The 24,830-nt window shown below is 42.8% G+C and carries 28 protein-coding genes and 1 riboswitch; of the genes, 6 read left to right on the top strand and 22 right to left on the bottom strand.

Going from position 1 to position 24,830, the window contains the following annotated elements; translation table 11 throughout:
* Positions 1–36 precede the first annotated feature (36 nt).
* The 5 genes from M3593_RS03545 to prsW form a co-directional block, all read right to left on the bottom strand.
* Complete coding sequence (locus tag M3593_RS03545; protein WP_251540735.1) at positions 37–696, bottom strand: flagellar brake protein; 660 nt, start codon at positions 694–696, stop codon at positions 37–39.
* A 127-nt stretch (positions 697–823) separates the two neighbouring features.
* Positions 824–979, bottom strand: coding sequence for a hypothetical protein (locus M3593_RS03550; RefSeq protein ID WP_251540736.1), 156 nt, complete (start codon positions 977–979; stop codon positions 824–826).
* Between the two features lie 206 nt (positions 980–1,185).
* Entirely contained in the window at positions 1,186–2,535 is a 1,350-nt protein-coding gene (gene ypeB / locus M3593_RS03555) for a germination protein YpeB (RefSeq protein WP_251540740.1), read from the bottom strand.
* A 12-nt stretch (positions 2,536–2,547) separates the two neighbouring features.
* The gene (gene sleB / locus M3593_RS03560; protein ID WP_251541257.1) at positions 2,548–3,294 is read right to left on the bottom strand and encodes a spore cortex-lytic enzyme; all 747 of its coding nucleotides are present in this window, start codon (positions 3,292–3,294) and stop codon (positions 2,548–2,550) included.
* A gap of 146 nt (positions 3,295–3,440) precedes the next feature.
* A complete protein-coding gene (gene prsW / locus M3593_RS03565) occupies positions 3,441–4,112 on the bottom strand; it encodes a glutamic-type intramembrane protease PrsW (protein WP_144476720.1) in 672 nt (223 codons plus the stop codon).
* A 104-nt stretch (positions 4,113–4,216) separates the two neighbouring features.
* Between prsW and M3593_RS03570 the strand changes: the two genes are divergently transcribed.
* A complete protein-coding gene (locus M3593_RS03570) occupies positions 4,217–5,188 on the top strand; it encodes an asparaginase (protein WP_285847910.1) in 972 nt (323 codons plus the stop codon).
* Between the two features lie 282 nt (positions 5,189–5,470).
* On the opposite strand, the gene M3593_RS03575 is transcribed toward M3593_RS03570, so the two are convergent.
* The 7 genes from M3593_RS03575 to M3593_RS03605 all read right to left on the bottom strand — a co-directional run bounded on the left by M3593_RS03575 (position 5,471) and on the right by M3593_RS03605 (position 11,574).
* Positions 5,471–6,442, bottom strand: a complete 972-nt coding sequence (locus tag M3593_RS03575) for a YpdA family putative bacillithiol disulfide reductase (protein WP_251540742.1) — start codon at positions 6,440–6,442, stop codon at positions 5,471–5,473.
* A 110-nt stretch (positions 6,443–6,552) separates the two neighbouring features.
* A complete protein-coding gene (locus M3593_RS03580; RefSeq protein ID WP_144476713.1) occupies positions 6,553–7,830 on the bottom strand; it encodes a Glu/Leu/Phe/Val family dehydrogenase in 1,278 nt (425 codons plus the stop codon).
* 232 nt (positions 7,831–8,062) lie between these two features.
* Positions 8,063–8,641 (bottom strand): genetic competence negative regulator, encoded by a 579-nt coding sequence (locus M3593_RS03585; protein ID WP_144476710.1) that lies wholly within the window; start codon positions 8,639–8,641, stop codon positions 8,063–8,065.
* A 66-nt stretch (positions 8,642–8,707) separates the two neighbouring features.
* Positions 8,708–9,619 carry a MerR family transcriptional regulator gene (locus M3593_RS03590; protein WP_251540744.1) on the bottom strand — a complete coding sequence of 304 codons (912 nt, stop codon included), beginning with the start codon at positions 9,617–9,619 and terminating at the stop codon, positions 8,708–8,710.
* Between the two features lie 63 nt (positions 9,620–9,682).
* Positions 9,683–10,465 (bottom strand): metallophosphoesterase, encoded by a 783-nt coding sequence (locus tag M3593_RS03595; RefSeq protein WP_251541261.1) that lies wholly within the window; start codon positions 10,463–10,465, stop codon positions 9,683–9,685.
* A 24-nt stretch (positions 10,466–10,489) separates the two neighbouring features.
* Entirely contained in the window at positions 10,490–10,882 is a 393-nt protein-coding gene (locus M3593_RS03600; RefSeq protein WP_251540746.1) for a hypothetical protein, read from the bottom strand.
* Between the two features lie 59 nt (positions 10,883–10,941).
* On the bottom strand, positions 10,942–11,574 hold the full coding sequence (locus M3593_RS03605) for a CBS domain-containing protein (RefSeq protein WP_144476701.1): 633 nt from the start codon (positions 11,572–11,574) through the stop codon (positions 10,942–10,944).
* Between the two features lie 144 nt (positions 11,575–11,718).
* Between M3593_RS03605 and M3593_RS03610 the strand changes: the two genes are divergently transcribed.
* Genes M3593_RS03610 through M3593_RS03620 form a run of 3 tightly spaced genes read left to right on the top strand, consistent with a single transcriptional unit; the run spans position 11,719 to position 12,802 of the window.
* Positions 11,719–11,949, top strand: a complete 231-nt coding sequence (locus M3593_RS03610; RefSeq protein WP_251540748.1) for a spore coat associated protein CotJA — start codon at positions 11,719–11,721, stop codon at positions 11,947–11,949.
* The gene (locus M3593_RS03615) at positions 11,946–12,206 is read left to right on the top strand and encodes a spore coat protein CotJB (protein ID WP_251540750.1); all 261 of its coding nucleotides are present in this window, start codon (positions 11,946–11,948) and stop codon (positions 12,204–12,206) included. The genes M3593_RS03610 and M3593_RS03615 overlap by 4 nt, the downstream gene beginning before the upstream one ends.
* A 26-nt stretch (positions 12,207–12,232) precedes the next feature.
* On the top strand, positions 12,233–12,802 hold the full coding sequence (locus tag M3593_RS03620) for a manganese catalase family protein (RefSeq protein ID WP_144476695.1): 570 nt from the start codon (positions 12,233–12,235) through the stop codon (positions 12,800–12,802).
* A 31-nt stretch (positions 12,803–12,833) separates the two neighbouring features.
* Here M3593_RS03620 and M3593_RS03625 read toward each other — a convergent pair whose 3' ends face one another.
* The 5 genes from M3593_RS03625 to M3593_RS03645 all read right to left on the bottom strand — a co-directional run bounded on the left by M3593_RS03625 (position 12,834) and on the right by M3593_RS03645 (position 17,275).
* Positions 12,834–13,292, bottom strand: coding sequence for a YpbF family protein (locus M3593_RS03625; protein ID WP_251540752.1), 459 nt, complete (start codon positions 13,290–13,292; stop codon positions 12,834–12,836).
* A 126-nt stretch (positions 13,293–13,418) separates the two neighbouring features.
* A complete protein-coding gene (locus M3593_RS24210) occupies positions 13,419–14,159 on the bottom strand; it encodes a LysM peptidoglycan-binding domain-containing protein (RefSeq protein WP_251540753.1) in 741 nt (246 codons plus the stop codon).
* Positions 14,152–14,754: a CPBP family intramembrane glutamic endopeptidase gene (locus tag M3593_RS03635; RefSeq protein WP_144476687.1), complete on the bottom strand. Its 603-nt coding sequence runs from the start codon at positions 14,752–14,754 to the stop codon at positions 14,152–14,154. Before M3593_RS03635 ends, M3593_RS24210 begins: the two co-directional genes overlap by 8 nt.
* Entirely contained in the window at positions 14,751–16,253 is a 1,503-nt protein-coding gene (locus M3593_RS03640; protein ID WP_251540755.1) for a RecQ family ATP-dependent DNA helicase, read from the bottom strand. The genes M3593_RS03635 and M3593_RS03640 overlap by 4 nt, the downstream gene beginning before the upstream one ends.
* Positions 16,244–17,275: a YpbB family protein gene (locus tag M3593_RS03645; protein WP_251540756.1), complete on the bottom strand. Its 1,032-nt coding sequence runs from the start codon at positions 17,273–17,275 to the stop codon at positions 16,244–16,246. The genes M3593_RS03640 and M3593_RS03645 overlap by 10 nt, the downstream gene beginning before the upstream one ends.
* A 368-nt stretch (positions 17,276–17,643) precedes the next feature.
* Between M3593_RS03645 and M3593_RS03650 the strand changes: the two genes are divergently transcribed.
* Entirely contained in the window at positions 17,644–17,892 is a 249-nt protein-coding gene (locus M3593_RS03650; RefSeq protein ID WP_079509594.1) for a ferredoxin, read from the top strand.
* A 110-nt stretch (positions 17,893–18,002) separates the two neighbouring features.
* Here M3593_RS03650 and M3593_RS03655 read toward each other — a convergent pair whose 3' ends face one another.
* A complete protein-coding gene (locus M3593_RS03655; RefSeq protein ID WP_251540757.1) occupies positions 18,003–18,584 on the bottom strand; it encodes an ECF transporter S component in 582 nt (193 codons plus the stop codon).
* Between the two features lie 163 nt (positions 18,585–18,747).
* Positions 18,748–18,879: riboswitch (FMN riboswitch) on the bottom strand.
* A 288-nt stretch (positions 18,880–19,167) separates the two neighbouring features.
* Between M3593_RS03655 and serA the strand changes: the two genes are divergently transcribed.
* Complete coding sequence (gene serA / locus M3593_RS03660; protein ID WP_144476675.1) at positions 19,168–20,742, top strand: phosphoglycerate dehydrogenase; 1,575 nt, start codon at positions 19,168–19,170, stop codon at positions 20,740–20,742.
* Positions 20,743–20,805: 63 nt separating this feature from the next.
* On the opposite strand, the gene M3593_RS03665 is transcribed toward serA, so the two are convergent.
* The 4 genes from M3593_RS03665 to sigX all read right to left on the bottom strand — a co-directional run bounded on the left by M3593_RS03665 (position 20,806) and on the right by sigX (position 24,655).
* A complete protein-coding gene (locus M3593_RS03665; RefSeq protein ID WP_144476672.1) occupies positions 20,806–21,618 on the bottom strand; it encodes a histidinol-phosphatase in 813 nt (270 codons plus the stop codon).
* 68 nt (positions 21,619–21,686) lie between these two features.
* Positions 21,687–22,649 (bottom strand): peptidoglycan DD-metalloendopeptidase family protein, encoded by a 963-nt coding sequence (locus M3593_RS03670; protein ID WP_251540758.1) that lies wholly within the window; start codon positions 22,647–22,649, stop codon positions 21,687–21,689.
* 238 nt (positions 22,650–22,887) lie between these two features.
* On the bottom strand, positions 22,888–24,129 hold the full coding sequence (locus tag M3593_RS03675) for a hypothetical protein (RefSeq protein WP_251540759.1): 1,242 nt from the start codon (positions 24,127–24,129) through the stop codon (positions 22,888–22,890).
* Positions 24,104–24,655, bottom strand: a complete 552-nt coding sequence (gene sigX, locus M3593_RS03680) for an RNA polymerase sigma factor SigX (protein ID WP_144476663.1) — start codon at positions 24,653–24,655, stop codon at positions 24,104–24,106. The genes M3593_RS03675 and sigX overlap by 26 nt, the downstream gene beginning before the upstream one ends.
* Positions 24,656–24,830 lie beyond the last annotated feature (175 nt).

Here is a 24,830-nt window from a genome sequence, read left to right on the forward strand (position 1 = left end):
TCTATTATTGGAGCAAACTGAAACATTTATTCCAATTTAAATCGGGAGTCCTTTTTTCTTCATTTCAAGCTGTCGTTCGAAACAGAATCTTAGCAGAACCTGCCTATCGGTGCCAGAAGTGTCAAAAAACTGGACAGAAGCCTTGTTCATATGGCCTTGGCCCTCAATGATCCTCACAATCCTTCCGCGGAACTTCCGGTATTCATACTCACCATTTTGCATCGGCAGGACAAACCAGCACGCAAGCTCCATACCCTGTTTCAAGCTGCTATTCTTATCGATTAGCAGCGCTGATCCTCCAGCGCTGATATCATCAGTGACAGTTGTGAAAGGAGCGAATTCTCCTTTGTCAGAATGGACAGCCACATCGACGGAAGTTTCCACCCGTACATATTGCCGTCTCTGGACCTTGATTAAATGGTCCTTGCCTGGATAGGAAAGGATCACCATTGGGATGTTGAGCTTGATCCTTCCTTTTACTTCTGTATGAAAGGTGTAGCTCGAACCCGATTCAGTGACAAAATTAGCTTTCAATGGCGTTCCTTCAAGCAGGAAAACTGTTCTATTTGTTTTCATATTCACAGGATAATCAATATACAGGTCATTTCCTTTTCTTTCTACAAGTTTACATTTATATTGTTCAAAGCTATCGGAATACTTATGCTCAAGGATTATGTTGTCACCGATTTTTATCATTGCTAATCCACTTCCCCACATTCTGTCTAGGCTGTTGTTCATTATGTCTATATCATTTTTATTATGACATGCTGCATCGAGTTGGTGCAATAGTCCTTTATTGGATTAATTTGACAAGATCAACTTTTTAAAAAAAGCTGTTGATTTTCGTTCCAGTCGCTTCGCTTTCCGCTGGAAGAATATGAAAAATACCAACTGCCGTCTTTTTCATAAGCAATTCTTCCTTGGGGCTGGCGCTGAGTCCTCGCCGCTTTGCTCCTGCGGGGTGCAAATGATTCCTCACGCGAATCATTTCACCTAGGTCTCACCTGACCAGCTGCGCCCGCAGGACATTGATTAGCTTCCTCGAACCTGCCCACGCACGAAGGAAATGCGTTAGCATTTTCGAGGATTCTACGCGCCTTCCACTACAATCAACAGGATTTAGAAATCAACATTCAGATTCAACAGAGCCATAAAACAAAAAAAGGGAAAGCAGCTTGGCTATCCCTATACTACATTTTCATAAACGGGTTCTGCATTATGAAGCTTATCTACTTTTTCTTCCGTGCCATCTTCTGCATTAATGTAGATCCTGAACGTATCATTTCCGAGAGTTCCTGTGAATTCATAGCACAACACCTCTTCATTAAGATCGTTCATGATTATTGCCTTTTTCTCATCCATTATTTTCAGGTTTGGATTGACCTTCTTCTTTGCCTCTTCATTCGTAATTCCTGGTTGTGGAATTTCCCTTGCTTTATTGGATTTTAAATAGTCCTCGGCTGAGAAGCCGATGATATCACCATTATCCAGCGCTACCTTCATATTGATCGCGTCAGGATAGATTCTGACATCATCCTGTACACCGACAAAAGTAAAGACACCGATATTATCATATTGGGCACTTTCGAACAGGTCCAGGTTTTCAAAATTATGCTCTTTCAGGAAGGCGATTGCCTTGTTGGATGCATCATTCAGACTCAATTTTTGATTTTTCACATCACGGTTAAGTAAAAACCAGATTGGATATCCGCCTTTCTTGGTGATATCCATATTTGCCTCAAGCTTTGTTTTGGGATCCTGGATCGATACGCTATAAAAACCATAGTCCGATCCTTTTCCATTTTGTGTGACCTTCACATCACCCGCATTTCCGACAGGTGCATATTTCCGAGTGATCCGGACCGCTTCATCTTTTGAGATTTTTTTACCTGGCAGCTTCTTAAAGTTTTCATCTTTTTTCTGAAGATTGATCTGTGCGGGCCCAAAATCTGTTTCAGAATAGCTTTCCACTGTCTTTTCTACCGTCTTGAATCCATCGATGATAGTGTTATCCGATTGGCCTTTTTCGGTAGCAAGAGCAAGCTCTACATCCATCCAGCGAAGATTATTCTCGAGAACCATATGCTGAACTTCTCTTAAATCCTGCTGAATTTCACCTGATTGCTCGTATAGAGTTTTTAGTGTTTCATATTCTTTATCGCTCAACGGCTCTTTATCCAGGTCCCGAACAGCCGTTTTATAGCTGAAGTTCCCGATATTCGCAAGGAACTCTTCCGTTTTATTGAAGGGCAGAAGAGTCAGGGGAAGCTGCCCGACATCACTATGAGCCTCTGATGTGATTTTCCAGACTTCTGCTAACTGAGGTGACAGGGAGCTCCTGGAATTCATCGCAAGTGTTGTGCCAATTTTTTCGTTCAATACATCCATTTGATAGGTCAGATCATGAAAAGCTCTTTGGTAATTATTCTCAGCATTAATCAGTACGGCTGTTTTTTCCCTGTGCTCCTGATAACCCCAAAACGCAGTTCCGGCAATCCCAATGACGAGGACTGCAATGGCTATTCCTCTTAGCATTTCAACTCACCCCTATTTGCAAAAAATATGTTTCCCAATCTTCTTGATTTGCGGCCTTCCCCATATCCAGGCGCTGGTCGCAGTATCGGGATTGAAATAGTACAAAGCATTTCCAGTCGGGTCCCAGCCATTGATTGCATCAAGGACGGCCTTTTTCGCCGTCTCATTTGGTGTCAGCCAGATCTGGCCATCCGCAACAGCAGTAAAAGCCCGAGGTTCAAAGATGACCCCTGAAATGGTATTTGGAAAAGTTGCACTGTCCAGCCTGTTCAAGATCACTGCAGCAACAGCAACCTGCCCTGTATACGGTTCACCCCTTGATTCTCCATATACTGCATTGGCCATAAGCTGAATATCATTCTGTGAAAACCCCTTCGGAGTATTCGTCGCCGCTGCTGGTTTGGGTGCTGCCTGACTTTGGCCGCCTGCTGCTTTTCCCGCGCCGGAAGTTTCGCCTCCCCAGGCAATCTTGGCATTAGGAGTCGCGTTTGCCAGCTTGATTTTGGTCTGCCATCCGGCAATCCCATCCACCTTCATGCCAAACTCATATTGGAAATTCCTCAGAGCCCAATAGGTACCCCAGCCAAAAACTCCGTCGATTTTGCCAGTATAAAAGCCAATATGCTTAAGGCGTGATTGAAGTTCAATTACATCCTCTCCTACTGCCCCCTGTTGCAGCACCTGGCTCGTAAACGCTTCAGCCCGTTGATCGACCTTGTTGAATTGCACTAAAGTCAAAACCAAAGCCAACGCGGCCATCACCTTCAAGATAGACCGATAATTCTTCATTGATTTGCCAACCTCCAAAGATGTGAACTTAAAAGATTACTCTTATTTTTTGTTAAGAGATGACTTTTATTCCACAAAACAAAAAAACCCTCCATTTTTTATAAATGAAGAGTTTTTTAGATAGGAAATTGTTTATCAATGTGTTGCAGTGTCAGCACTCTTGCTTTTTTCACTTTCCTAAGGCCCAGCCACCAGAGGAATATCATGAATGGGATCATCAGTACCATCCAGTCTTCCCTCGTCATCAGGATAAAATCATAAATCCCATGGAGCAGGACTGGAACTGACAACGAAAGCAACACCCATTTCTTTGGTGAGTCTGGGGCGAATTTTGCTTTCCCTATATAATACCCCATGATGACACCAAAGAGCGCATGGCTGGAAACCGGCAGCAACGCTCTCCCTATTGCATCCTGGAGTCCATTGGCAAGCAGGTAAAAGATATTTTCCGCAGACGCGAATCCAAGCGAAACAGAAACGCTGTAAATGATTCCATCATAATGCTCATCAAATGCAATATGCTGGAAAATAGTGTAGTAAAGGATAAACCACTTGAAAAATTCTTCTAAAAGACCAACTGTACCAAACGCCTTGGAAAAGTCCCCCTGGAACAGTCCTTCAGCAGCAAGGACGTATTGGATGAACATAAGGGGAAATACAAGCAATGCACCGAATATAAACATTTTAAACACCAGAGATAGCGGTTCTGAGTCATATTGGTCCTTCAAATAAAAATAGCTTAACAGCGCCAGACCCGGAGCTACCCCGGCAGTAACTATTCCCAGCATATGCTGTCCTCTTTTCAATTTGTTTTTTTAATCGTATCATGTAATTAGAAGAAAGAAAATGGATTATTATTCTTTCTCGATTGGTCTTATCGGAGGTAATAGTCTTGAAGAAAAATATTTTATTGATCCACACAGGCGGAACCATTTCCATGAGCGAGGATACAAGCGGCGCAGTAAAACCTGGCAGAAACAATCCTTTGACACAAGGCACTGAACTTCTGTCAGGCATTGCCAATCTAATCATCGAAGAACCTTTTAATTTGCCCTCACCGCATATCACTCCAAAAGAGATGATGAGGTTAAAACTTATCCTTGAGGAATATGGCAGAAAAGGGGATATCGATGGAGCTGTGATCACCCACGGCACAGATACACTCGAAGAAACAGCCTATTTTTTAGACCTTACCTGCCAGGCAGGCTTCCCGATTGTTGTAACCGGCGCGATGCGTTCCAGCAATGAAATAGGTTCTGATGGTCTTTATAATCTGATATCATCAATCCGGGTCGCTTCCAGTCCCGAGGCAATTGGACAAGGTGTACTTGTTGTTCTTAATGATGAAATCCACACAGCAGTCAACGTTACAAAAACGCATACAAGCAATATCTCAACTTTCCAAAGTCCGCAATATGGACCACTTGGCATTGTGACTAAAAGAGGGGTTCTTTTCCATCACACTCCTACGAAGCATGAAAATTACCCTGTGCAGGACATCAGCAAAAACGTATTCCTGATTAAGGCGCATGCAGGGATGGACTCCTCTCTCTTGAATGTCATTCTCGGCCTGGAAGTGGATGGTGTCGTTATCGAAGCACTTGGACAGGGAAATCTCCCCCCGGCTGCTCTTCCTGGAGTGAAAAAGTTCATCGAGAATAATATCCCGGTGGTGATCGTATCCCGAAGTTACGCTGGAATCGTCCAGGATGTATACGGCTATAAAGGCGGAGGAAAACACCTGAAAGAAATGGGTGTCATCTTCTCAAACGGCCTCAACGGACAGAAAGCGAGGATCAAACTGCTCGTCGCCCTTGCCAAAACGGACAGAATGGATGAAATAGCTGAGATGTTCATGTTTTAACAAAGCTCTTTTCTCAAACTTAGTTGCTATTGACTACTAAATTGGGATTGAATGACCTAGTTTTCTTCATAAAATTAATGCTATTATGAGAAAAGAGCTTGCACACTTAAAAACGAACAGCAAAATGGCTTTATTAGCACGTTAAAATCGGCTTCAAGATTTTAACAACACCCTTTACGAAAACAGCCTTTAACAACAACATAAGTATATGAAAAAGCGGTGCCTTGCATGCAATCAGGCACCGCTTTCTTTCAGTGATTCAGCTTATATTTTTGATTGAAGTCACTTTTCACTCTTATTTGATATCGCTTCTGCAATCTGACCTCCGTGGAATCGTCCATTTTCGATAAAGATTTCATTTGCATTGTTCCCGGCAGCTATCACACCGGCAATAAATATGCCTGGTATATTTGTTTCCATGGTTTCTGGGTCAAAGTCTGGCCGACCTGTTTCAGCATCGATTCCCACTCCCATTTTCTGAAGGAAAGCATGGTCCGGCCGGTAACCAGTCATCGCAAAAACATGATCATTTTTTAAATTCACCGTTTCCCCTTCATGTTCATAAACCACTGTACTGTCAGTGATTTTTTTTACTTCTGCGTTAAACACCATTTGGACTGACCCTGCTCTTACAAGCGCTTCAAATTCCGGCAGTACCCACGGTTTGATGCTCGAAGAATATTCTGCCCCCCTGTAAAGGACGGTCACTCGCGCTCCAGCCTTTTCCAGCTCGATGGCTGCATCCACACTCGAGTTTTTGCCCCCTATGACGGCGACATCCATATCGAAGAAAGGATGTGCTTCTTTGAAGTAATGGGAAACCTTGGTCAGCTCTTCGCCAGGTATTCCCATGAGATTTGGATGGTCATAGTACCCTGTCGCGATGACGATATTTTCTGCGGTGTACTGCTGTTTATTTGTTGTTACTTTAAAAAGGAATTCGCTTTGTTTTACAACTTCCGTCACCTTTTCGTATTTATGGATTCTGAGCTTTTCGCGCTTGACCACCTCACGGTAATATACCAGCGCCTGGTTCCGTTTCGGTTTCAGATTCTCGGTAATGAATGGGACATCTCCAATTGCCAGCTTTTCACTGCTGCTGAAGAATGTTTGATGAGTAGGATAATTATATATCGCATTCACGATATTTCCCTTTTCGATGATGAGCGGATTCATTCCCTTCTTCTTAAGGGCAATGGCTGCAGCAAGTCCGCATGGCCCCCCGCCGATAATGATGACATCTTCGTTTTTCATATATTAGAAACACTCCTTATCACTCTAACTGATCGACCGGAAAATAATAAATCTCCCATCATTAAATGATAGGAGATTTTATCTTCAGATTCAATGAAGAACCCTTTTCTTTAGATCCAGCCCCTGAATCTGCTTGCTTCTGCCATTTTTCTGACTCCGACCATGTAAGCAGCCAGGCGCATGTCTACTCTGCGTGTCTGGGCCGTCTCATAGATGCTGTCAAAGGATTTCACCATAACCTTTTCAAGCTTCTCTTCGACTTCCTCTTCTGTCCAGTAATATCCCTGGTTGTTCTGTACCCACTCAAAGTAAGAAACAGTTACCCCGCCAGCAGATGCAAGGACGTCGGGTACAAGCAGGATGCCGCGTTCCGTAAGGATCTGGGTTGCTTCCAATGTTGTCGGTCCGTTAGCAGCCTCTACGACGATGCTTGCCCTGATATTATGGGCGTTTTCTTCAGTAATCTGGTTTTCTATCGCAGCTGGAACAAGAATATCACAATCAAGTTCCAACAATTCTTTATTTGTAATGGTATTATTGAATAATTTAGTTACTGTTCCAAAGCTGTCCCGACGGTCAAGCAAGTAATCGATATCGAGTCCATCCGGATCATGGAGTGCACCATATGCATCTGAAATACCGATGATTTTTGCGCCGGCATCATGCATGAATTTGGCCAAGTAGCTTCCGGCATTACCAAACCCCTGTACGACTACTCTTGCACCTTCCAGTTCGATGTCTCTTTTCTTTGCAGCTTCACGGATACAAATCGTGACCCCTTTTGCAGTTGCCGATTCACGACCATGTGATCCACCGAGTACCAGCGGTTTGCCTGTAATGAATCCTGGAGAGTTAAATTCATCTATACGACTGTATTCATCCATCATCCAAGCCATAATCTGCGAGTTCGTGAAAACATCAGGTGCGGGAATATCCTTTGTTGGTCCTACGATCTGGCTGATCGCACGAACATACCCCCGGCTTAATCTTTCCAGTTCCCTGAACGACATATCGCGAGGATCACAAACAATCCCGCCTTTACCACCGCCATAAGGCAGGTCGACGATGCCGCATTTCAAACTCATCCAGATTGATAAGGCTTTGACTTCCTTCTCCGTTACGTTTGGATGGAAACGTATTCCTCCCTTTGTTGGACCCACTGCATCATTGTGCTGCGCCCGGTAGCCAGTAAAGACTTTAACAGATCCGTCATCCATTCTGACAGGGATTTTCACTGTCATCATTCTGAGCGGCTCCTTTAAAAGCTCATAAACCTCATCTGGGTATCCGAGTTTTTCCAAAGCCTTGTGAATAACAGTTTGTGTAGATCGTAAGACGTCATGTTTGTCTTCTTTATTTGGATTTTCATTACCGTTTGCGGCTACCATTGATAAACCTCCTAAATCACTTTTGCGGATGTTGTCTGCTTTCATGGATTAGTATACACCTTTGTTTTTTTTATGCAAGAAGAAAAAAACCGTTTTCAGCATTTTTTGACCATTAAATGAAAACGCTGCCATCCAAGCCCTTATCACGATTGACCTCTTTGGAATTGACTGAATTATAAGACATTGTGCAAGGGCGAAGGTAATAAAAAAGCCGAAGCTCTTTCCATCATTATCAAAAATAATGGACAAGAGTTTCGACTGCAGATTCCTCCATAATTTCCTTCCCATATTCGAGCAGTCTGTGGATGCTCAAAATGGATGGAACCCCATACTCAGCCAATAAAGACACGGTCTTCTCTGCATCTTCAGGCAAGATTCCATTCATTAGCAGATAGTACTGATCATTCATATAGTGCAGGCTGCCTCCCGTAATACCAGACTGCATCAATCTCTTGGCCAGCTGGATTACATCCTCGATGTTATCGAATTGAAATAGAATCTCTTCGCTTCCATCGACCGTTACCTGCATTTCAATGATCCCATCTTCAAATTGTTCTTCGTCTTCATCCTGTTCAATCATCGTGATAATCATGACCATTCCTTGTGTATGCAATGAGAAAATTTCCACTGCAACTGAACCGATTATGTCCAAATCGAATTCCTCGCTGGCCTCCTCGAGCATATCGTGAAAAAGCTGGTGCCACTTCAAAGAATCCTTCCAAATATCCTCTTTGGTCAAACCCCGGTCGGATAAGTCATCTATCGTAAGGAATATCTTTATTTTATTGGTGGTTAATCGTTCTAAGCGCATAAATCATGCCCCCTGCCATCGACAAAGCTCTTATTTTAGTTTATGAAAATAATGCAGGTTGGTGAGTTATTTAAGTGAATCGATGCGCTTTTTCAACCATTTCTCCCACTCCGCCCTTGTGATCCCTACAATGCGTTCCTGATGTTCTTTCTGCAGCCCTTCAGGCATGGAATCAATTGCTATGCCACCGAGCCCGATATGAAGACCAGGATAATTCTTCTTTATGGTCCCGGCAAGTTCCAAGGTTGCTTCCCTGTTTTCCTCCAATGTGCATGATAAGAATAAGAACCTGGGTTTTACCTTATCCAGCACTGCTTCAATATCATTTTCAGCAAGACTTGTGCCAAGAAAGATAACCTCGAACCCCTTTCTCCTCAGGTACATTGTGTAGATCAGCAAACCTAGCTCGTGCCTCTCCCCTGGTCCGCATACAGCAATTACCTTAGGAAGAAACGAACTATGCGGAAATGAACTAGATAATCCTTCAACCCTTGAACGAAGAAACGAAGAAGCAAAATGCTCATGTGCAGTCGTTATACTTCCCTCTTCCCATAAATCGCCTACTTTAATCAAAATTGGCCCTAATAAATCAATGACCGTTTTATCAATCGTAAAAATACTGAAGGCCTGGTTGATCAATTCATGGGCTTTTGAACTATTGAACCCCAAAAGTGCAGTTAAAATCTCTTCCCTGAATTCATCCTGCTTGTCCTTTTTCGGCCTTTCAGAAGGTCCCATTAATGGCTCAGTGTTCTCAAGCAGGGAAACAGCCTGGCTGATCGTGAAGCCTTGATTCACTTTGGAAATCAGCCAACGTAAGATTTTTAAGTGTTCCTCCGTATATAAGCGATGGCCGGACTCATTCCTGGCAGGAGCAATCATCTGGTATCTTCTCTCCCAGGCCCTCAGTGTCCCAGGCTGGATTCCAAGCATATTCGCTGCTGCTTTAATATTGTATTTCCCTGTGCTGTTCCCCATATAAAACCTCCGTATATACCTGTTGTACCGATTATATCCGGGTATATATTTCGTTGTAAAACTTCAATCTGCTGGATTAAGTTCAGGAGCCAATGTAATCAAATGGGTCTCGGCTTTTGCTCCCAGCCTGAATGGAACTCCTGTCGTGCCATATCCATTGCTTGTCAGCACCGTAGTGCCATTTTTCTTTTTTATCCCGCCCAACTCATAAGGGCCGAATCCAAAGATCCTGATTTGCCCTCCATGGGTATGTCCGCTTAATAAAAGACTGATCTCATCCTCTGACTTTAAACTGTTGGCGATGGCAGGATTATGGCTTACAAGAATGCGAAACCCTTCTTCTTCAGCATCACGCACAGCCAGATCCAGCCTGCTTTTGCCAAGGCCGAAATCGTCTATACCTAAAAGATACAGGATATCCCCAGCCGCTGATTCAAATTTAACCGCAGTATTGTCCAGGACCTTTACCCCAGAATGGTACAAAAGAGAGTCCAATTCATGGGAATTGAATTCATAATCATTGTTTCCCCAAACAAAAAATACAGGACCTACTGTTTTCAGCTTCTCAAGATTTGCGGAAATCCGTTCAAGGGAAACCCCTTTTTCCGCAAGGTCCCCTCCAATGATGACGAGGTCGGGCTTTCCTTTTACTTCATTGATGATTGAATCTGAAATAATACGCTTATGAATATCTGAAATAAAAAAGATTCTCACAGTACCAAAACTTGCCGGGAAATCCTTCAGCCTGATTTCCTGCTTTAAAACTCTGTCCTCAAATGCCTGCATATACATATATAGTAGAAGGAAGCCGCCAAACAGCAGCATCCCCAGTAGAATATAAATGATCTCCATCTCTTCCTCCTGCAAATACTAAATCCGGCCTTTTTCTTTGTTCCCAGTTGAGCTAAGTGAAATCATACCATAAAGCAAACAGAAAACGAAAAAAATAGCTGCCTGCCACCACCCAAGGGTAAACAGCAGAAAAAAGCCGCCGAAACAGATAATTGCCAGTGTTATATCCGTAACCGATCCTTCATCTCCCTTAACAATATTCTTGATTGCTAAAATGCCGGTACCAATCAAGCCGCCCAGTGAAAGCATGCCGACTGCCAGCATCATCGTACCAGCAAGGAACCCAAAAGGATTTAAGATGGACTCACTCACAAATTCATCAGAGTGGAGAGGGATGACAGTCGTCATCCAATTGATCACCAGGTAACCCGAAACCAGTCCGATTACCAGCCTTAACACTTTCCAAAGCATACAAAAACCTCCCATACTCAATGTATGAAAGGCCCTTGTCTTTATTTCCGTATCGGAAATCAAACTTCATGGATGTCGAGGATCCGGAAACCTGAATCCTCCAGCTTTTTGATAAACTTGTCAATATTGTCTTTCTTTTCAATCTTCATGACAATCCGTCGGACAAGCTTGTCTGTCTCATCGAAAGTAACCAATGAAATGATATGTTCATGGAACTGGTGGGCAATATCAGCCAGTCTAGCAATTCTTCCCTCTGTTTCAACAGAAGTGAACGCAATCCTGACACCCTCCCTTTGTACTCCAAAAGCACTTTGGAATTGGTCCAGGGCATCGGAGCGAGTTACAGCTCCCTGGAATTTCCCATGTTCATCTATAACAGCCAGAAGCGGGATATCCTTCAATTTGACCAGGGTGTTTTCAAAAATCTCGATGCCATGGAGAATTTGATCCTGAAGGCATAGTATATCCCCGGCCACCTTCTTTTGCAGGAATTCGTCCTTATCTCCGCCTGTCTTGAAGTATTCCTGGTAAATCCCATATCTTGTGACGACACCAGCATATTTGTCGCCATCCAGAACCGGAACCCCATCAATTTCATTCCCATCAAGCTTTTCAAGCACATCTTGCAGTGTATCACCAAGTTGTGCAGTTATACATTTGTACTTCGGTATCATGATACTTTTAACGAACATTCCATTCACCTCAAATTTAAAGTACTGCCATACCTTATATATTTCTGCATATCTTTAAAAATCCCTTCTTGAAGATATAAATTTAACATGAAACTAAACTTTGCTCATAAAATGAAATGAAGTTTATATAGAGGAGGGCTTAGCTTGTCATCATACAGAAGAGTTTGGTATCCATACGCCAGTCCCTTCGATCCTTGTCCGCCTATCAAGGCGAAAACGTATTCCACACCACCGAATCTATTCCTGGGCTTCCAGCCGCCCAATCTTGAACAGTTCACACCAATGCAAGCATTGAGGACAGGGACCCTGTGGAAGGTTTTCTATGATCCCTGGTATTCACCATACGAGGCTCCAACGGAGGAGGACCACTCATGAAACAATTGCCGAAGGAATTTTATGCGGCGATGGAAGAACTTCAGGCGGTTGATTTTGTTCTTGTTGAACTTACCCTGTATCTCGATACACACCCTGATGATTATGATGCCATCAACCAGTTCAACCAGTTCGCTAAAGAAAGGCGCAGATTGAAAAAGGTTGTTGAAAGCATGTATGGTCCTCTCCAGCAATATGGCAACAGCTATTCCGGTTATCCATGGAACTGGTCAGAAGGTCCGTGGCCTTGGCAAATTTAAATTCAACTTAGGAGGGGGTAAGGAAAATGTGGCTTTATGAAAAGAAATTGCAATATCCCGTTAAAGTAAGCACCTGTAACCCCATGCTCGCCAAATTTCTGGTTGAACAATATGGCGGGGCCGACGGCGAATTGGCCGCGGCACTCAGATACCTGAACCAGCGTTATTCCATTCCTGATAAAGTAATAGGATTATTGACAGATATAGGCACAGAAGAATTCGCCCATTTGGAAATGATTGCGACTATGATTTACAAATTGACCAAGGATGCAACCCCTGATCAGATGAAACAGGCAGGACTCGATGCTCACTATGCGAATCATGATAGTGCTATTTTTTACCATAATGCTGCAGGAGTACCTTGGACAGCATCCTATATCGCCGCAAAGGGTGATCCTATCGCCGATTTATATGAGGATATAGCGGCAGAAGAAAAAGCGAGAGCAACCTACCAGTGGATTATCAATTTGAGCGATGACCCTGACCTTAATGATGGGTTGCGGTACCTTCGGGAACGTGAAATCATCCATTCCCAGCGTTTCCGTGAGGCAGTGGAAATCATCAAGGAGGACCAGGGCAAAAAGAAAGTTTTCTAGACAACGCCGAAGCATCCGAACTGGATGCTTCTTATTTGTTTTCATGATAAAGATTAATATCATATTTCTTTTTCATCATATCGAATACAATATGCCGGCTCTTCCATTCCTCTTCTTTTTTCCATAAATCCTTGCTGCGGTCAACAATCTCACATCGTAAAGCCTGATATTCTTTCTCGGCCTTTTCACGCTTCTCCTTCAACAGAATCATTAATCCGTAGGTTCCTACCGTAAAAATGAGGAAATATAGATTTGCAGAATTCTGTACATAAACAGAAAAAATCTCGGCGAATGAATAAGAATACGGCTTCATCACCGTTATATAAAGATAGTAGAAATAAATCGAAATCAACCCTATAGTTGCCCAAACGGATAAAAGATGTCTTGATTTATACCGTTCGAACTTTTTCTTCCGGTCTATTACATTTTGCAGCATCCTTTTAGTCGCAGGATCTGTACGGTCATCCAGATTCATGATTTCCTGTTCCATGGCAAGCCCTCCCCTCATTACATTTTTATGAACTTGTCCATGAAGTTATGTTGTTCAGCAAAAAAAATCATGCCTTCGGATTACTTCAGTTTGGGAAATAAAAAATGCCGGAAGTTTTCACTCCGGCTAATTTTTAATCGGTATTTTAAGAACTTGTCCTGCCTTGATTTCATTGCCCTTCAGGTTGTTCGCTTTCTGGATGATCGGAATCCCATCCTGGGACTTATAATAGGTCATCGCCACCCTGAATAAAGTTTCACTCGGTTTTACTGTATGATAGAGGATTGTTTCTTCGCTTGCGGTTTCTCCTTCATCAGAGTTGGATGAGGTCGTCGGGGATGCCTGTTCATCCTTATGATCAGGAGTGGCTGCCGCTTGTCCCTCCACCGTTTCCTTCTCTCCACCCGCACCAGTGTCTGTTGAGTCCTTGTCGCTGTTATTGGAAGATGCAGGTGAAGGTGAAGGCGCAGCAGCTGCTGCTGCCTCGATTTCATCTGTTGGTTCGGAAACTTCTTCTAACACCGGTGCCGCATCTTCTTCTTCCTGTTTTATGTCTTTCCAGTCTTCTTTACTCTCCACATTGATCATTTCCACGCCAGCCCGTTCAAGCGTTTTATTCAAGGGTCCACCTTCACCATCCAGATAGGAAAGGATGCTGAAAAAGGTAATGGGCAGCAAAATGAAAAATAATGCCATCAGCCTGATCACCGGGTATTTAACTTTCACTTTCGTTTTTTTCTGTTTTTGTCTATGGATCTCACTTCTTGGCGGCAGTGCATCCTTTTTCTCAACTTTACTATCAGACTTGCGTTCTACCCTTTTTCTCAGCCGCTCCGCCTGGTCCCTGATCGGTTTTTCCTTATTCACTTCCTGTACCCCCATTTGCTGCATGAGTCCTGAATTTTATGATCAAACCTAAGATGAAATCAATAACAAAATGCATGATAATGGTCACTGCCAGGTTGTGCGTGACCATATATATAAAGCCAATCAAGAAACTCAATAAGATAATATTAGTAAACAAAAACCAATTGAACAAATAACGGTAATGAACGACTGCAAAAATGATGCTCGAAATGATCAGACCTGTATTTGTCTGGATGACTCCCCGAAAGAGTATTTCCTCACTGGCAGCAACCACCGCTGCAATCAGCATGATCTGGGAGACGCTTCTATTCCTGAATATTCTTTCGTTCAGCCCACCATCGTCATAATACGATTTCGGCAGATATTTCATAAGGACGACGTCCAGCGCGACAACTGCCGCCCCTGCCCCTAAACCGTACGTCAAAATATTCTGATCATCCCAAACGAATAATTCCGTGAATTCTTTTATACTATCAAACACTATCATACCCAAAATGGACGAAATCGTTAATAGTAAAATTTGAGTAGCCGCAAGATGGAAAAGCAGTTCCTTTTCAGTAAGCCCCGCCACGGTTTCCTTATACCGATCTTTCATTCTATCCGCTCACTTATCAATAAAATTGAAGCCAAATCACGCTTCCAATCCATCACAGTTTCCACATGTTCAATGGATGATTTGGTTTCTTTATAATGCTCCATATTTATACCACAGCAGCTGCAGCAATTCTCAGGCTTTCCTGCCAGTTGTTCATTGAATGTTTCCAGGATAAATGCTCTTTTGCATTCCTTTGTCTGGATCCATTCAAGCATGCTCCGGATCTTCTGCTTTTTCACAGACAAACGGTTATCAATCAATTGAATCATATTTTCCGAATCGGCTTTATAATTTACATTCCCAAGACTGGACAGGTATTCTTCGACAATCCTCCATTGTATCTCCGTGAATCCGCATATCATTGATAGCTCTTCGGCCCGATGGTCCAAATCATGGTAAGGTATTTGATGTTCAATTAAAAATCCGAACAATCGTTCCACCTGGTACTGATCTGGAAGTTCTGCCTCGGCGAGCTGGTACGCCAGCTGTTCATCTCCTGGAGAATACAGCAAAACGGCGATGGAATCCAAACCATCTCTTGCGGCTCTGCCGATTTCCTGAAGATACGATTCGATTTGCATTGGCATGTGAAAATGGATTACATACCGTACATTATCTTTATTGATGCCCATTCCAAAAGCGCTGGTGGCACAAACCACATCAAGCTGACCATTGATGAACTGCTGCTGGATCAGGACCCGGCTTTCCGAATCAAGTCCTCCGTGATAAGCCATGACATTCTTGCTGCCCTTCTCCCTCAAATGTGCGGCTGTTTGTTCAGCCACTTTCTTGCTTGAAAAGTAGATGATCCCAGGCCCTTTTAGGTATTTCACCAGCTCGGTTGTCCTTTCCAGCTTTTCCTGGAATGACGATGCTTGTTCGAGAGTGAGCGAAATAGATGGACGGTCCACCGAATAGACTATCTCATTCCATTCCTCAAGACAAAGCTTTTCAGCAATATCTCTGCGAACTTCCTTTGTGGCAGTGGCTGTTAATGCAAGCGTCAACGGTTGTCCAAGCTTCTTGCGGTATTCCCCAAGCTTAAGATAGTCAGGCCTGAAATCATAACCCCACTGTGAGATACAGTGGGCCTCATCCACAACAAAAAGGGACACAGACAGCTTCATCAGCCGATCCAATATTGAATCAATCCCCAGCATTTCAGGAGATATGAAAATATATTTGAATTTTTCGAGTTGCTCAAGTCCCTGGGCCTTTTGCCGCGGAGATAAGAAGGAATTTAAGGCAATCACTCTCTTTTCACCCATGGCCATCATTTGCTCAACCTGGTCCTGCATCAGCGACAGAAGTGGTGATACAACCAAAACTGGACCATCAAGCAGGTAACCTGGTAACTGATAGCAAAGTGACTTTCCTGTACCTGTCGGCAGCATCGATATAGTATGATTTTTCTCTAAGACAGCTTCAATTGTTTCACGCTGTCCCGGACGGAAATCAGTAAAATGAAAATATTTAGCCAGATAATGTTTCAGTTCCATTCGGCATCACCATATTTAGCGAGAACAAGCCTGATTTCAAAATAAGAGGCATCAGCCACGCGTTCTTTAATTTGTTTCAGTTTTTTTGCGGAATTTTGCTGTGCAGCCATCAATATTCTTTCCTTTTTATCAGATGGTACAAAGTGATCTATATCAAATTCCTTTATTGTAAGCACAATTTCTACAATATGATCCTCGATCGTGCTGTGCTTAAGGTTTCTGACAGCGGCTATTTCATCAAGGCTGTAGCCCCTTTTAAGAAATTTATACGTTTTGTCGGTTGAAAGCGTCAATGGCACCTCTCGTTCTGCCTTATTCAACAATCCACTCAAAAGCGGATATACGTATGGGTCACCGGTAATCTTGTCGAACATGGCATGCATACAATTCAGAAACTCATAATGATAATGAGCCGGTTCTATGCCAGTCCGTTCAGAAGCCTGCATGATCGTCAAGCCGATCTTCTTGAAACCGGTTAACCTTAATACGACCAATTCCGGTCTGGTCCCCTCATTCTCAAGTGCTGAAATAAGTTCTTCATACAGCCTTTCAGCCAGTAAATAGCGATCTTCATTTTGCTGTCTGATATATCTCTTCACCCAGCTAAGTGTTTCCGGTTTATTCCTGATGGGGATATAGGATCGTTCTTGATTGATCAGATTCGAAATCACCTGGATGAGCAGAGTCAATCTTTCCCAGAAGGACTCAGTTACCTGATGGTACTTCCAGCCATTTAAAAATTTCGGGAGAGTACATTGAGATAAACGCTGTTCAAGTACCTCTTCCCCTCCGGACGTTAATTTAACTTTCGATTCTGCTATCTCCTCTACCAAACCGCTGTGCTTCAGCCTTTCGACCATTTTTTCCAGTCCATCCCGGGTAACAGAAGAGTATGTAGAGAAATACGGGGTGATTTTATATAGATGAGCATCCTGGATAGTCTGTGATGAGCGTTTGCCCTGTAAAAGGTGAAACACAGAATAAATCGTCCTCTCACCATTGATTCTTTTCAATATCGACAAAATAACAGACTCCAAATAGGTTATCCTCATACTATCACCCTTGAAATTAATGCCTATGATGGCTTAAAACATTTTTCCATCCATTTGCCTGCCACATTTTTTTGGGTATAATAAACAAAGCTGACGGAAAAAATTCCTGTCCTGCTATAGCAGAAAAATAATATACCATTATTTTAACATGAAAATGTCGAGCAGAATGTTTTATTTTCAGCGTAAAATCCATTCAACGCCTTATCTGATAAGCATTCTCAATACTTTTTTTATTGAAATGTTGGCGATACAGTTTTACAATAGATATGAGGAATACGTTTTCACTGATATTGGTGAAAACAGCATATTATTGTTAAACACTTGGGAGGAATTATATCATGGCTAAGTACACAATTGTTGACAAAGAAACTTGTATTGCATGTGGAGCTTGCGGTGCAGCTGCTCCAGATATCTATGATTACGACGATGAAGGCATCGCATTCGTAACACTTGATGACAACGAAGGTATCGTTGAAATTCCAGACGTATTGATCGATGACATGATGGATGCATTTGAAGGATGCCCGACTGACTCAATCAAGGTTGCTGACGAGCCATTCGACGGAGACGCAACGAAGTTCGAATAAGACCATACATAAATTCCCGCTTCCTAAGCGGGAATTTTTTTATTGTGTCTGGGAAAAAGCACCAAAAAAGCAACGGTGCAGGCCGTTGCTTTATATCGTCAATTATAAAATTAGGCACTCTTATAATTTTGCTGTCTTTCGATCCACGTTTTCATTCTCGTGAACATTAGCATGAACACAATAGACATCATCAGGCCTTTAACAAAGTTGAAAGGCAGGATACCCGCCACAATAAACTGTTTTGTTTCTGGACCAGACATTGCCGGCATATTCAGGAACAATGTATAAGCAGGCAGGAATACATAGTAATTAAGGACACTCATCAGAATGGCCATGCTGATCGTCCCTGCCACTAAGGCAAATGTCATTCCCTTTTTAGTTTTTACCCGCTGATACAGATAGTAAGTTGGCAGAATGAATAAAACTCCTGCAGCAAAGTTGGCAGAATGGCCTACTGGCACTCCAGTTTCACTGCCTGTCATGAAGTAATCAAGGATATTCTTTATAAGTTCTACTAAAATACCAGCTGCCGGACCGAAGATCAAAGCAGCGATCAATGCAGGAATATCACTGAAATCGACCATCAAGAATTTTGGAAACGGCGGCAGCGGAAAATTCAGCAACATTAAAACATAAGATATACTGCTCAACATTCCAATTGAAACCATTGCTTTTACACTAAATTTTTTCATTTCCCTCTCTCCTTATAGAGATCCATCTCACATAAAGAAGAAAGGTTCAGCATTCACATACCCATAGACAAATAAAATCCCCCAAGTTTTATGCTTGAGGGAGAATTGACTAAGGCATGCTTAATAAACGTTCAAACCTGCATTTTTTGAACGTCTGCAGAACCTCCATCTTCTCCCATCCAGACTATACTGTCGGCTTTGGAATCGCACCAAATCCTGCCTCAAAAGGCTCGCGGGCTTAGAGAAGATACTCATTACCGCCGATCGGGAATTTCACCCTGCCCCGAAGATAGACCATATTTAATTAACATGTTTATTATACTGAAAAAAAGAATTTTTGTGAAGATGTTTGCTTGTGACGTTTTTATGTCCGCACCAAATCAATCCTATACTCCTTCCTGGCTGAATATGATTAGGAAAAGCCTGCAAAATTCGGAAAATCAAGCTTAAATCCCAATAGTGACTTCTTTTTATGGGAGCGTTTACATTGAATTCAAGAACATTAAGAGGATTTGACAAAAGAATATTCGTCTTGTAAAATAATCAGAAAATTATTTTTATTTACATAAGGGAGTGGGCAAAAATGTTTCAAGTGTTAGCTGCTGATTCAATCAAAGAACAAGGCTTGCAGCCATTGCTGGAGTGGGAGCAGGCAGAAGTGTACACAGGGGGAATTGATTCCGGACTTGTCAGTTTGGAAAAAGTCGACGCGTTATTAGTAAGAAGTGCGACAAAGGTGACGGCCGAGCTGCTCGACTCCATGCCTTCACTGAAAATCATCGGACGTGCAGGTGTCGGTGTTGATAATATTGATATTGCCGCAGCGACGAAAAGAGGGATTGTCGTCGTCAACGCCCCAGACGGCAATACGATTTCCACTGCTGAACATACTTTTGCGATGATGTCTGCATTGATGAGGAATATCCCGCAGGCACACTCAACCGTAAAAAATGGGGAATGGAAAAGAAATCAGTTTATCGGGAATGAACTTCACAGCAAAACATTGGGAATCATCGGATTAGGAAGGATCGGATCCGAGCTTGCCAAAAGGGCAAGGGCTTTCGGCATGTCCGTTAAGGTGTACGATCCATTTTTAACGAAAGAACGAGCAGATGTCTTAGGAGTACAATTATCTACTTTCGACAACGTTCTTCAGGAAGCGGATATCATCTCCGTCCACACTCCTTTGACGAAAGAAACAAAAGGGCTTCTTAACGAAAGGACTTTGAGCCAGACGAAAAAAGGGGTCTATCTCCTCAATTGCGCCAGAGGCGGAATCATCGATGAGATGGCCCTCGCCCACTTTATCGAAAAAGGCCACGTAGCAGGTGCTGCCCTCGATGTTTTCGAAGTCGAACCCCCAGGGGAACACCCTTTACTTAAATTTGATTCCGTCATTGTCACCCCACACCTTGGCGCCTCAACGAAAGAAGCACAGTTGAATGTCGCTACTCAGGTTGCCAGGGAAATCAGGACTTTTTTTGAAAATAATCCTGTTGCCAACTCAATTAATCTGCCGGCCATGTCCAAAGAAATTTATGAAAAAATACAGCCTTTCCACCAGCTTGCAAAGGAAATGGGGAAAATCGTATCGGAATGCCATAACAAAGGCGTAAATGAATTGACAGCCACCTATTCAGGGACGGCTGCTGAACTTGAAACCTCCTTTTTGACAAAAGCACTACTTTCAGGTTTTTTCGAAAATCGAATTGATGTGAAGGTGAATGAAGTGAATGCGATTCATATCGCGAAAGAGCGTGGAATCATGGTCGGGGAAAAAGTGACCGGAAACTCGTTCGGCTATGCAAACACCGTGACCATCACCGCAAGCGGAGACGGAGATGATTTTACAGTGAGAGGAACTTATATAGAAAACTACGGCCCAAGGATTGTCAGTCTCGATGGATTTAACATTGATTTCCATCCATCAGGCAACCTGCTATATATCCAGCATATGGACCGTCCTGGTGTAATCGGCCATGTAGGAAGGATACTTGGCGACCATGATGTGAACATCGCAACCATGCAGGTTGGCAGAAAGGAAGCTGGCGGAGAAGCGATAATGGTCCTATCCTTTGACAAGCCGCTTTCGAATGATATGATCGCCAAGCTCGGGTCACTGCAAGATATCGTAACAATCAATAGCATCATTCTCTAAATACACGAAGCAGGCCTCGAATCTGAATTGGAGGCCTGTTTTTTATTCGTCTGTCAATCAGGCTTAACCCAGCGGAAAAGCTTTTCGTTCTCCTTTTGAAAAAGTCATGATCTCTTTGTAGCCAACCTCTTTCGCAAGCTCAAGAGCCTGATCAAAATCCGCGCCAACATGTTCAGGGACATGGGCATCCGATGATAATACGATCGGAATTTTTTTATCAAGGCACATTTGCAATAGCCTTTTATCTGGATACAATGTTTGAGTAGGTTTCCGTAATCCAGCAGTACTTATTTCGACGCAAGTCTTTGATTGCGCCAGTGCTGTTGTCGCCCTGTCATACTGTTCCAATAGAAAACTTTCATCTTCGGGGACATAGTTAAAGATTTTCACAAGATCAATATGTCCAATAATATCAAACAAGTCAGACTGCGCAAGGGTCACGACCTGGTCAAAGTAGTTTCGGTATACATCCTTTAAGTCCCTTTTATCCCATTCTTTTCGATATTCAGCCAGGTCAATCCCAAAATCGCCAATCCAATGAATCGATCCGATTACATAATCAAAATCGTAGCTTTTGATGAATCGTTCCATTTCTTCATGTTTGCCTGGGGTGTAATCCATCTCAATGGACATCTTCACGTCAATTTCATTTCTCCAGGCTTCTTCGAATAGACCGACATAATCAGCCATATCATAAAATCTTCGTTCATCCACCCAGCTATTCCGCAAAATGTCCGCTGTTTGATAAAAGTGATATGCATGTTCTGATATCCCGAAATGCTGAATTCCTTTTGAGCTCGCTGTATCCGTAAACTGCTTCAAATAATCGAGTGTCAATGTGCCTCTTTCCAGATGATTATGATAATCCGTCAGCATCGTCCCCATCCCCTTTGCGACTCTTTTCCCCATTATACTTTCAAGTGATGATAGGAACAAGAAATTGCTTATCGGGTATCCAATATTTGCTGCGGCTTGATTGTGTCCGTAGTCAAGTTGTTCAATGCTTTCAACTGGCTGACAGTTGAATTTGTCTTCCTGGCAATCGAAATCAAAGTGTCCCCGGAAACTACGACGTACTTATTGTCAGCAGGTTTCCCGATGACCAAAACAGTACCACGGGATATTTGATCTCCATCAAGCTGATTACTATGCTTGATTGAATTTACTGATGTATGATAGATTTTTGCGATCGACCAAAGAGTCTCTCCAGCTTTGACTGTATGCTTTATTTCGGGTTGCTGCGGAATGGCTTCCGCTGACTTCTGTTGATCCTTTTCCTTAGATTCAGCTTTCAGACTGCCATGCTGATCATTAATCGCAATATCATCAGCTAACCGCAGTCTGGCGACTGTTTCCATTGTCACTTCTTCCACCTTCGCCAAAGCGTCAACTGGCTCTCCTACAGCGGTGTCTCCCAGCGCCAAAACGGGGTCCACAGCATTTTCTTTTTCATATGTCCATTTTTCCTTATGGATTTCAAAGTGAAGATGGACACCTGAGGAATCTCCCGTATTGCCCATAAGGCCGATGATATCTCCCTGCTTGACAGCCTGTCCTTCCTCAACATTCCTTTTATTTAAATGCGCATAAACAGTTTCCAGGTTGTTATCGTGCTTAATGAATACAACATGACCGTATGAACCAGAATAATATGATTTTGTAACGATCCCTTGATCAACACTATGTATAGGTGTTTTGAGCTCACCTGCGATATCAATTCCTTTATGATGGCCATGGCGTGTTCCGTAAAGGTCTGTAATGACCCCTTCTGCCGGCCATACCCAGTCTGAAGTCAGTTCCGGTATATCGAGCATTTCTGCCTGAGAGTGCTTTCCGCCAAGAAACAGCAAGCTGATACAGAGTGCCATTAACCCGGCAATGAGCAATCGCTTTATATAATCCTGCATTTTCTTCCTCCTTAACTTTTTACTCCCTTTCCATCCCTATGACAGCCTGTACGAAAATAGAACTGCGGTATGGAAAAGCAGCAGCTAAAAAGCACATTCGTTATAATTGGTGGTTAGCTGCTTTTTTATGCAAAAGAAGGAAAATTAGTTGCATTCACTACAACGCAAAAAAGGAAGACCTGCACGGCCTTCCTTTTTCAAAAAATATTCAGCTGCTTTTTCAAAGACAGCAGCTCATTTATTCACTTTCGATATTCTTTTTGTTTGGAGCAAGTGGCAGCGGTAGTACTTCTTTCAAATTGAAAGGCCCAAGCTGGTCAATGTTTGCATTAGTAAACCTTACACCTTTATAATCAAACTCGCTCGCTGTCATCAGGATTGCCTCGAGATTCGGCATGAAATCTTCCTGCAGCTTCGTTTCATCCGTCAAGGTAATCTCGAGCACTTTATCATTAGATTCAGTTTTTGCAAGCTTGAAATTTTCCGGAAGTGAAGGTGAAAGATACCCGATTTCATCTCCCTTCCACATCTGCGCAAATGCTTCGTCAATTGTCTTATGCTGTTCTTTTGTCGGTACAAGGTATGGATTTGACATCCCTTCCACCGACAAGAACAAGTATGCTCTTCTTTTTGTTGTTTTGGCATTAAGTGGAAGTTCTTCCATTTGACCATAGTTCCCTAAGTCAATCCCCGGGTTACCCTCTGTTGTCAACATCATTCTCTCGATGCCTTTTCGAGAAAAATTTTGTGTCATTGCATCAACGAAAATTACGTTTGGTGTACTTCCATTTCTAAAAGGGTGATCTTCTTTAACATCTATGCTCAATGTTTTTGTCGCTTCCTCATAGCTCCAGGAAGCATCCATTGGGTAATAATCAGTAAGCCCCCAGTCCACTTCCTTAAGCATTTGCATTGTTTCCGTATAGCTCTCGATCCAGGTTTTCCCCGTTTCCTTCGGCCTTGTTACCGTAACTGGCACAACAGCCTGCGCCTGCTGGTCGGGAATTGCATAGGTGAAGATTTCTGAAGCCTCAGTATCGAACTCATCTGGATATACAGAAATCAGCCCGTCATATGGATTGGCTTTATCCATTTTGATGAATTCCTCAGCCTCTTCTTTCTTATCTGCTGAATCCCTCAAGAGTGTGTTTTCCTTCTCAACAGCACTTTTCTTTGCTGAATCATCGCTGATTGCAGTATCCATTTCCATGGATGATTTTTCTCCCGTAGCAGATTTACTGTCCATGCTCATTTGTTCAGAAGTATTGTTTCCCAACAATCCTGGGGAAAGAATAAAGGCGAGGAAGAGTACCGCAGCGAGAGCCGCACCTGGAATGATCCATGCGGGCATTTTCTTTCTTTTTTCCACTCGATGGGCGATATTCTGATAAATGTCACGAGAGTCGCGATGGTCTTTTATCTTTGGCATCTGGCCGAGGAGATCTTCTAGCTGCTTATCGCTTAGCTGTGACTTTTTCACTAGTCATCCCTTCCTTTTCAATCATTTCTTCCATAAGCTTTTTCAGTGTCTTCAAAGCACGGTGCTGTGTAGTCTTGACCTTGCTTTCCGTCCACGATAAAGCTTCGGCCGTCTCGGATATCGTCAGTTCATGTATATAGCGCATGATGATGACCATACGCTGGTCGACTGTGCATTGATCGAGGCACTTGTACATCATTTGGATTTCTTCACTTTGAAGCGCCATTTCCTCCGGCAGCGGCTGCTCATCCCTTACCTGCCGTGCAGACATATCGAAGGTTTCAAGCAATCGCTGCTTCCAGCCCTTCTGTTTTCGGAAATGATCGATCGCGACATTCTTCGCGATAGAAAACAGCCAGGTTTTTTCACTGCTTTTCCCTTCGAACCTGTCATAAGCCTTGAGAACACGGATGTATACTTCCTGAACAAGGTCCTCTGCCAATTCCCTGCTTTTCACCATATAAAATAAAAATTGAAAAACGTCATGATGATATTTTTGATACAATTCATCAAAAACGGAGTTCATAGGTCTTTTCGCCTCCGCATTCATTAGATTAGTCGTAAAATAGATAAGAAAGTTTCATATTAACTATATTATTTTTAGATTGGAAATGAAAGGGTTTTTCCGAAGGGAAATATATTTGTCTTGTAGTGAGTGGTTGAATACATGACGGACACTTTTTCTTGCTTTTTTAGTGTTT

The sequence above is a fragment of the Mesobacillus sp. MER 48 genome, from assembly GCF_023714225.1.
Classification (GTDB): Bacteria; Bacillota; Bacilli; order Bacillales; family Cytobacillaceae; genus Mesobacillus; species Mesobacillus oceanisediminis_A.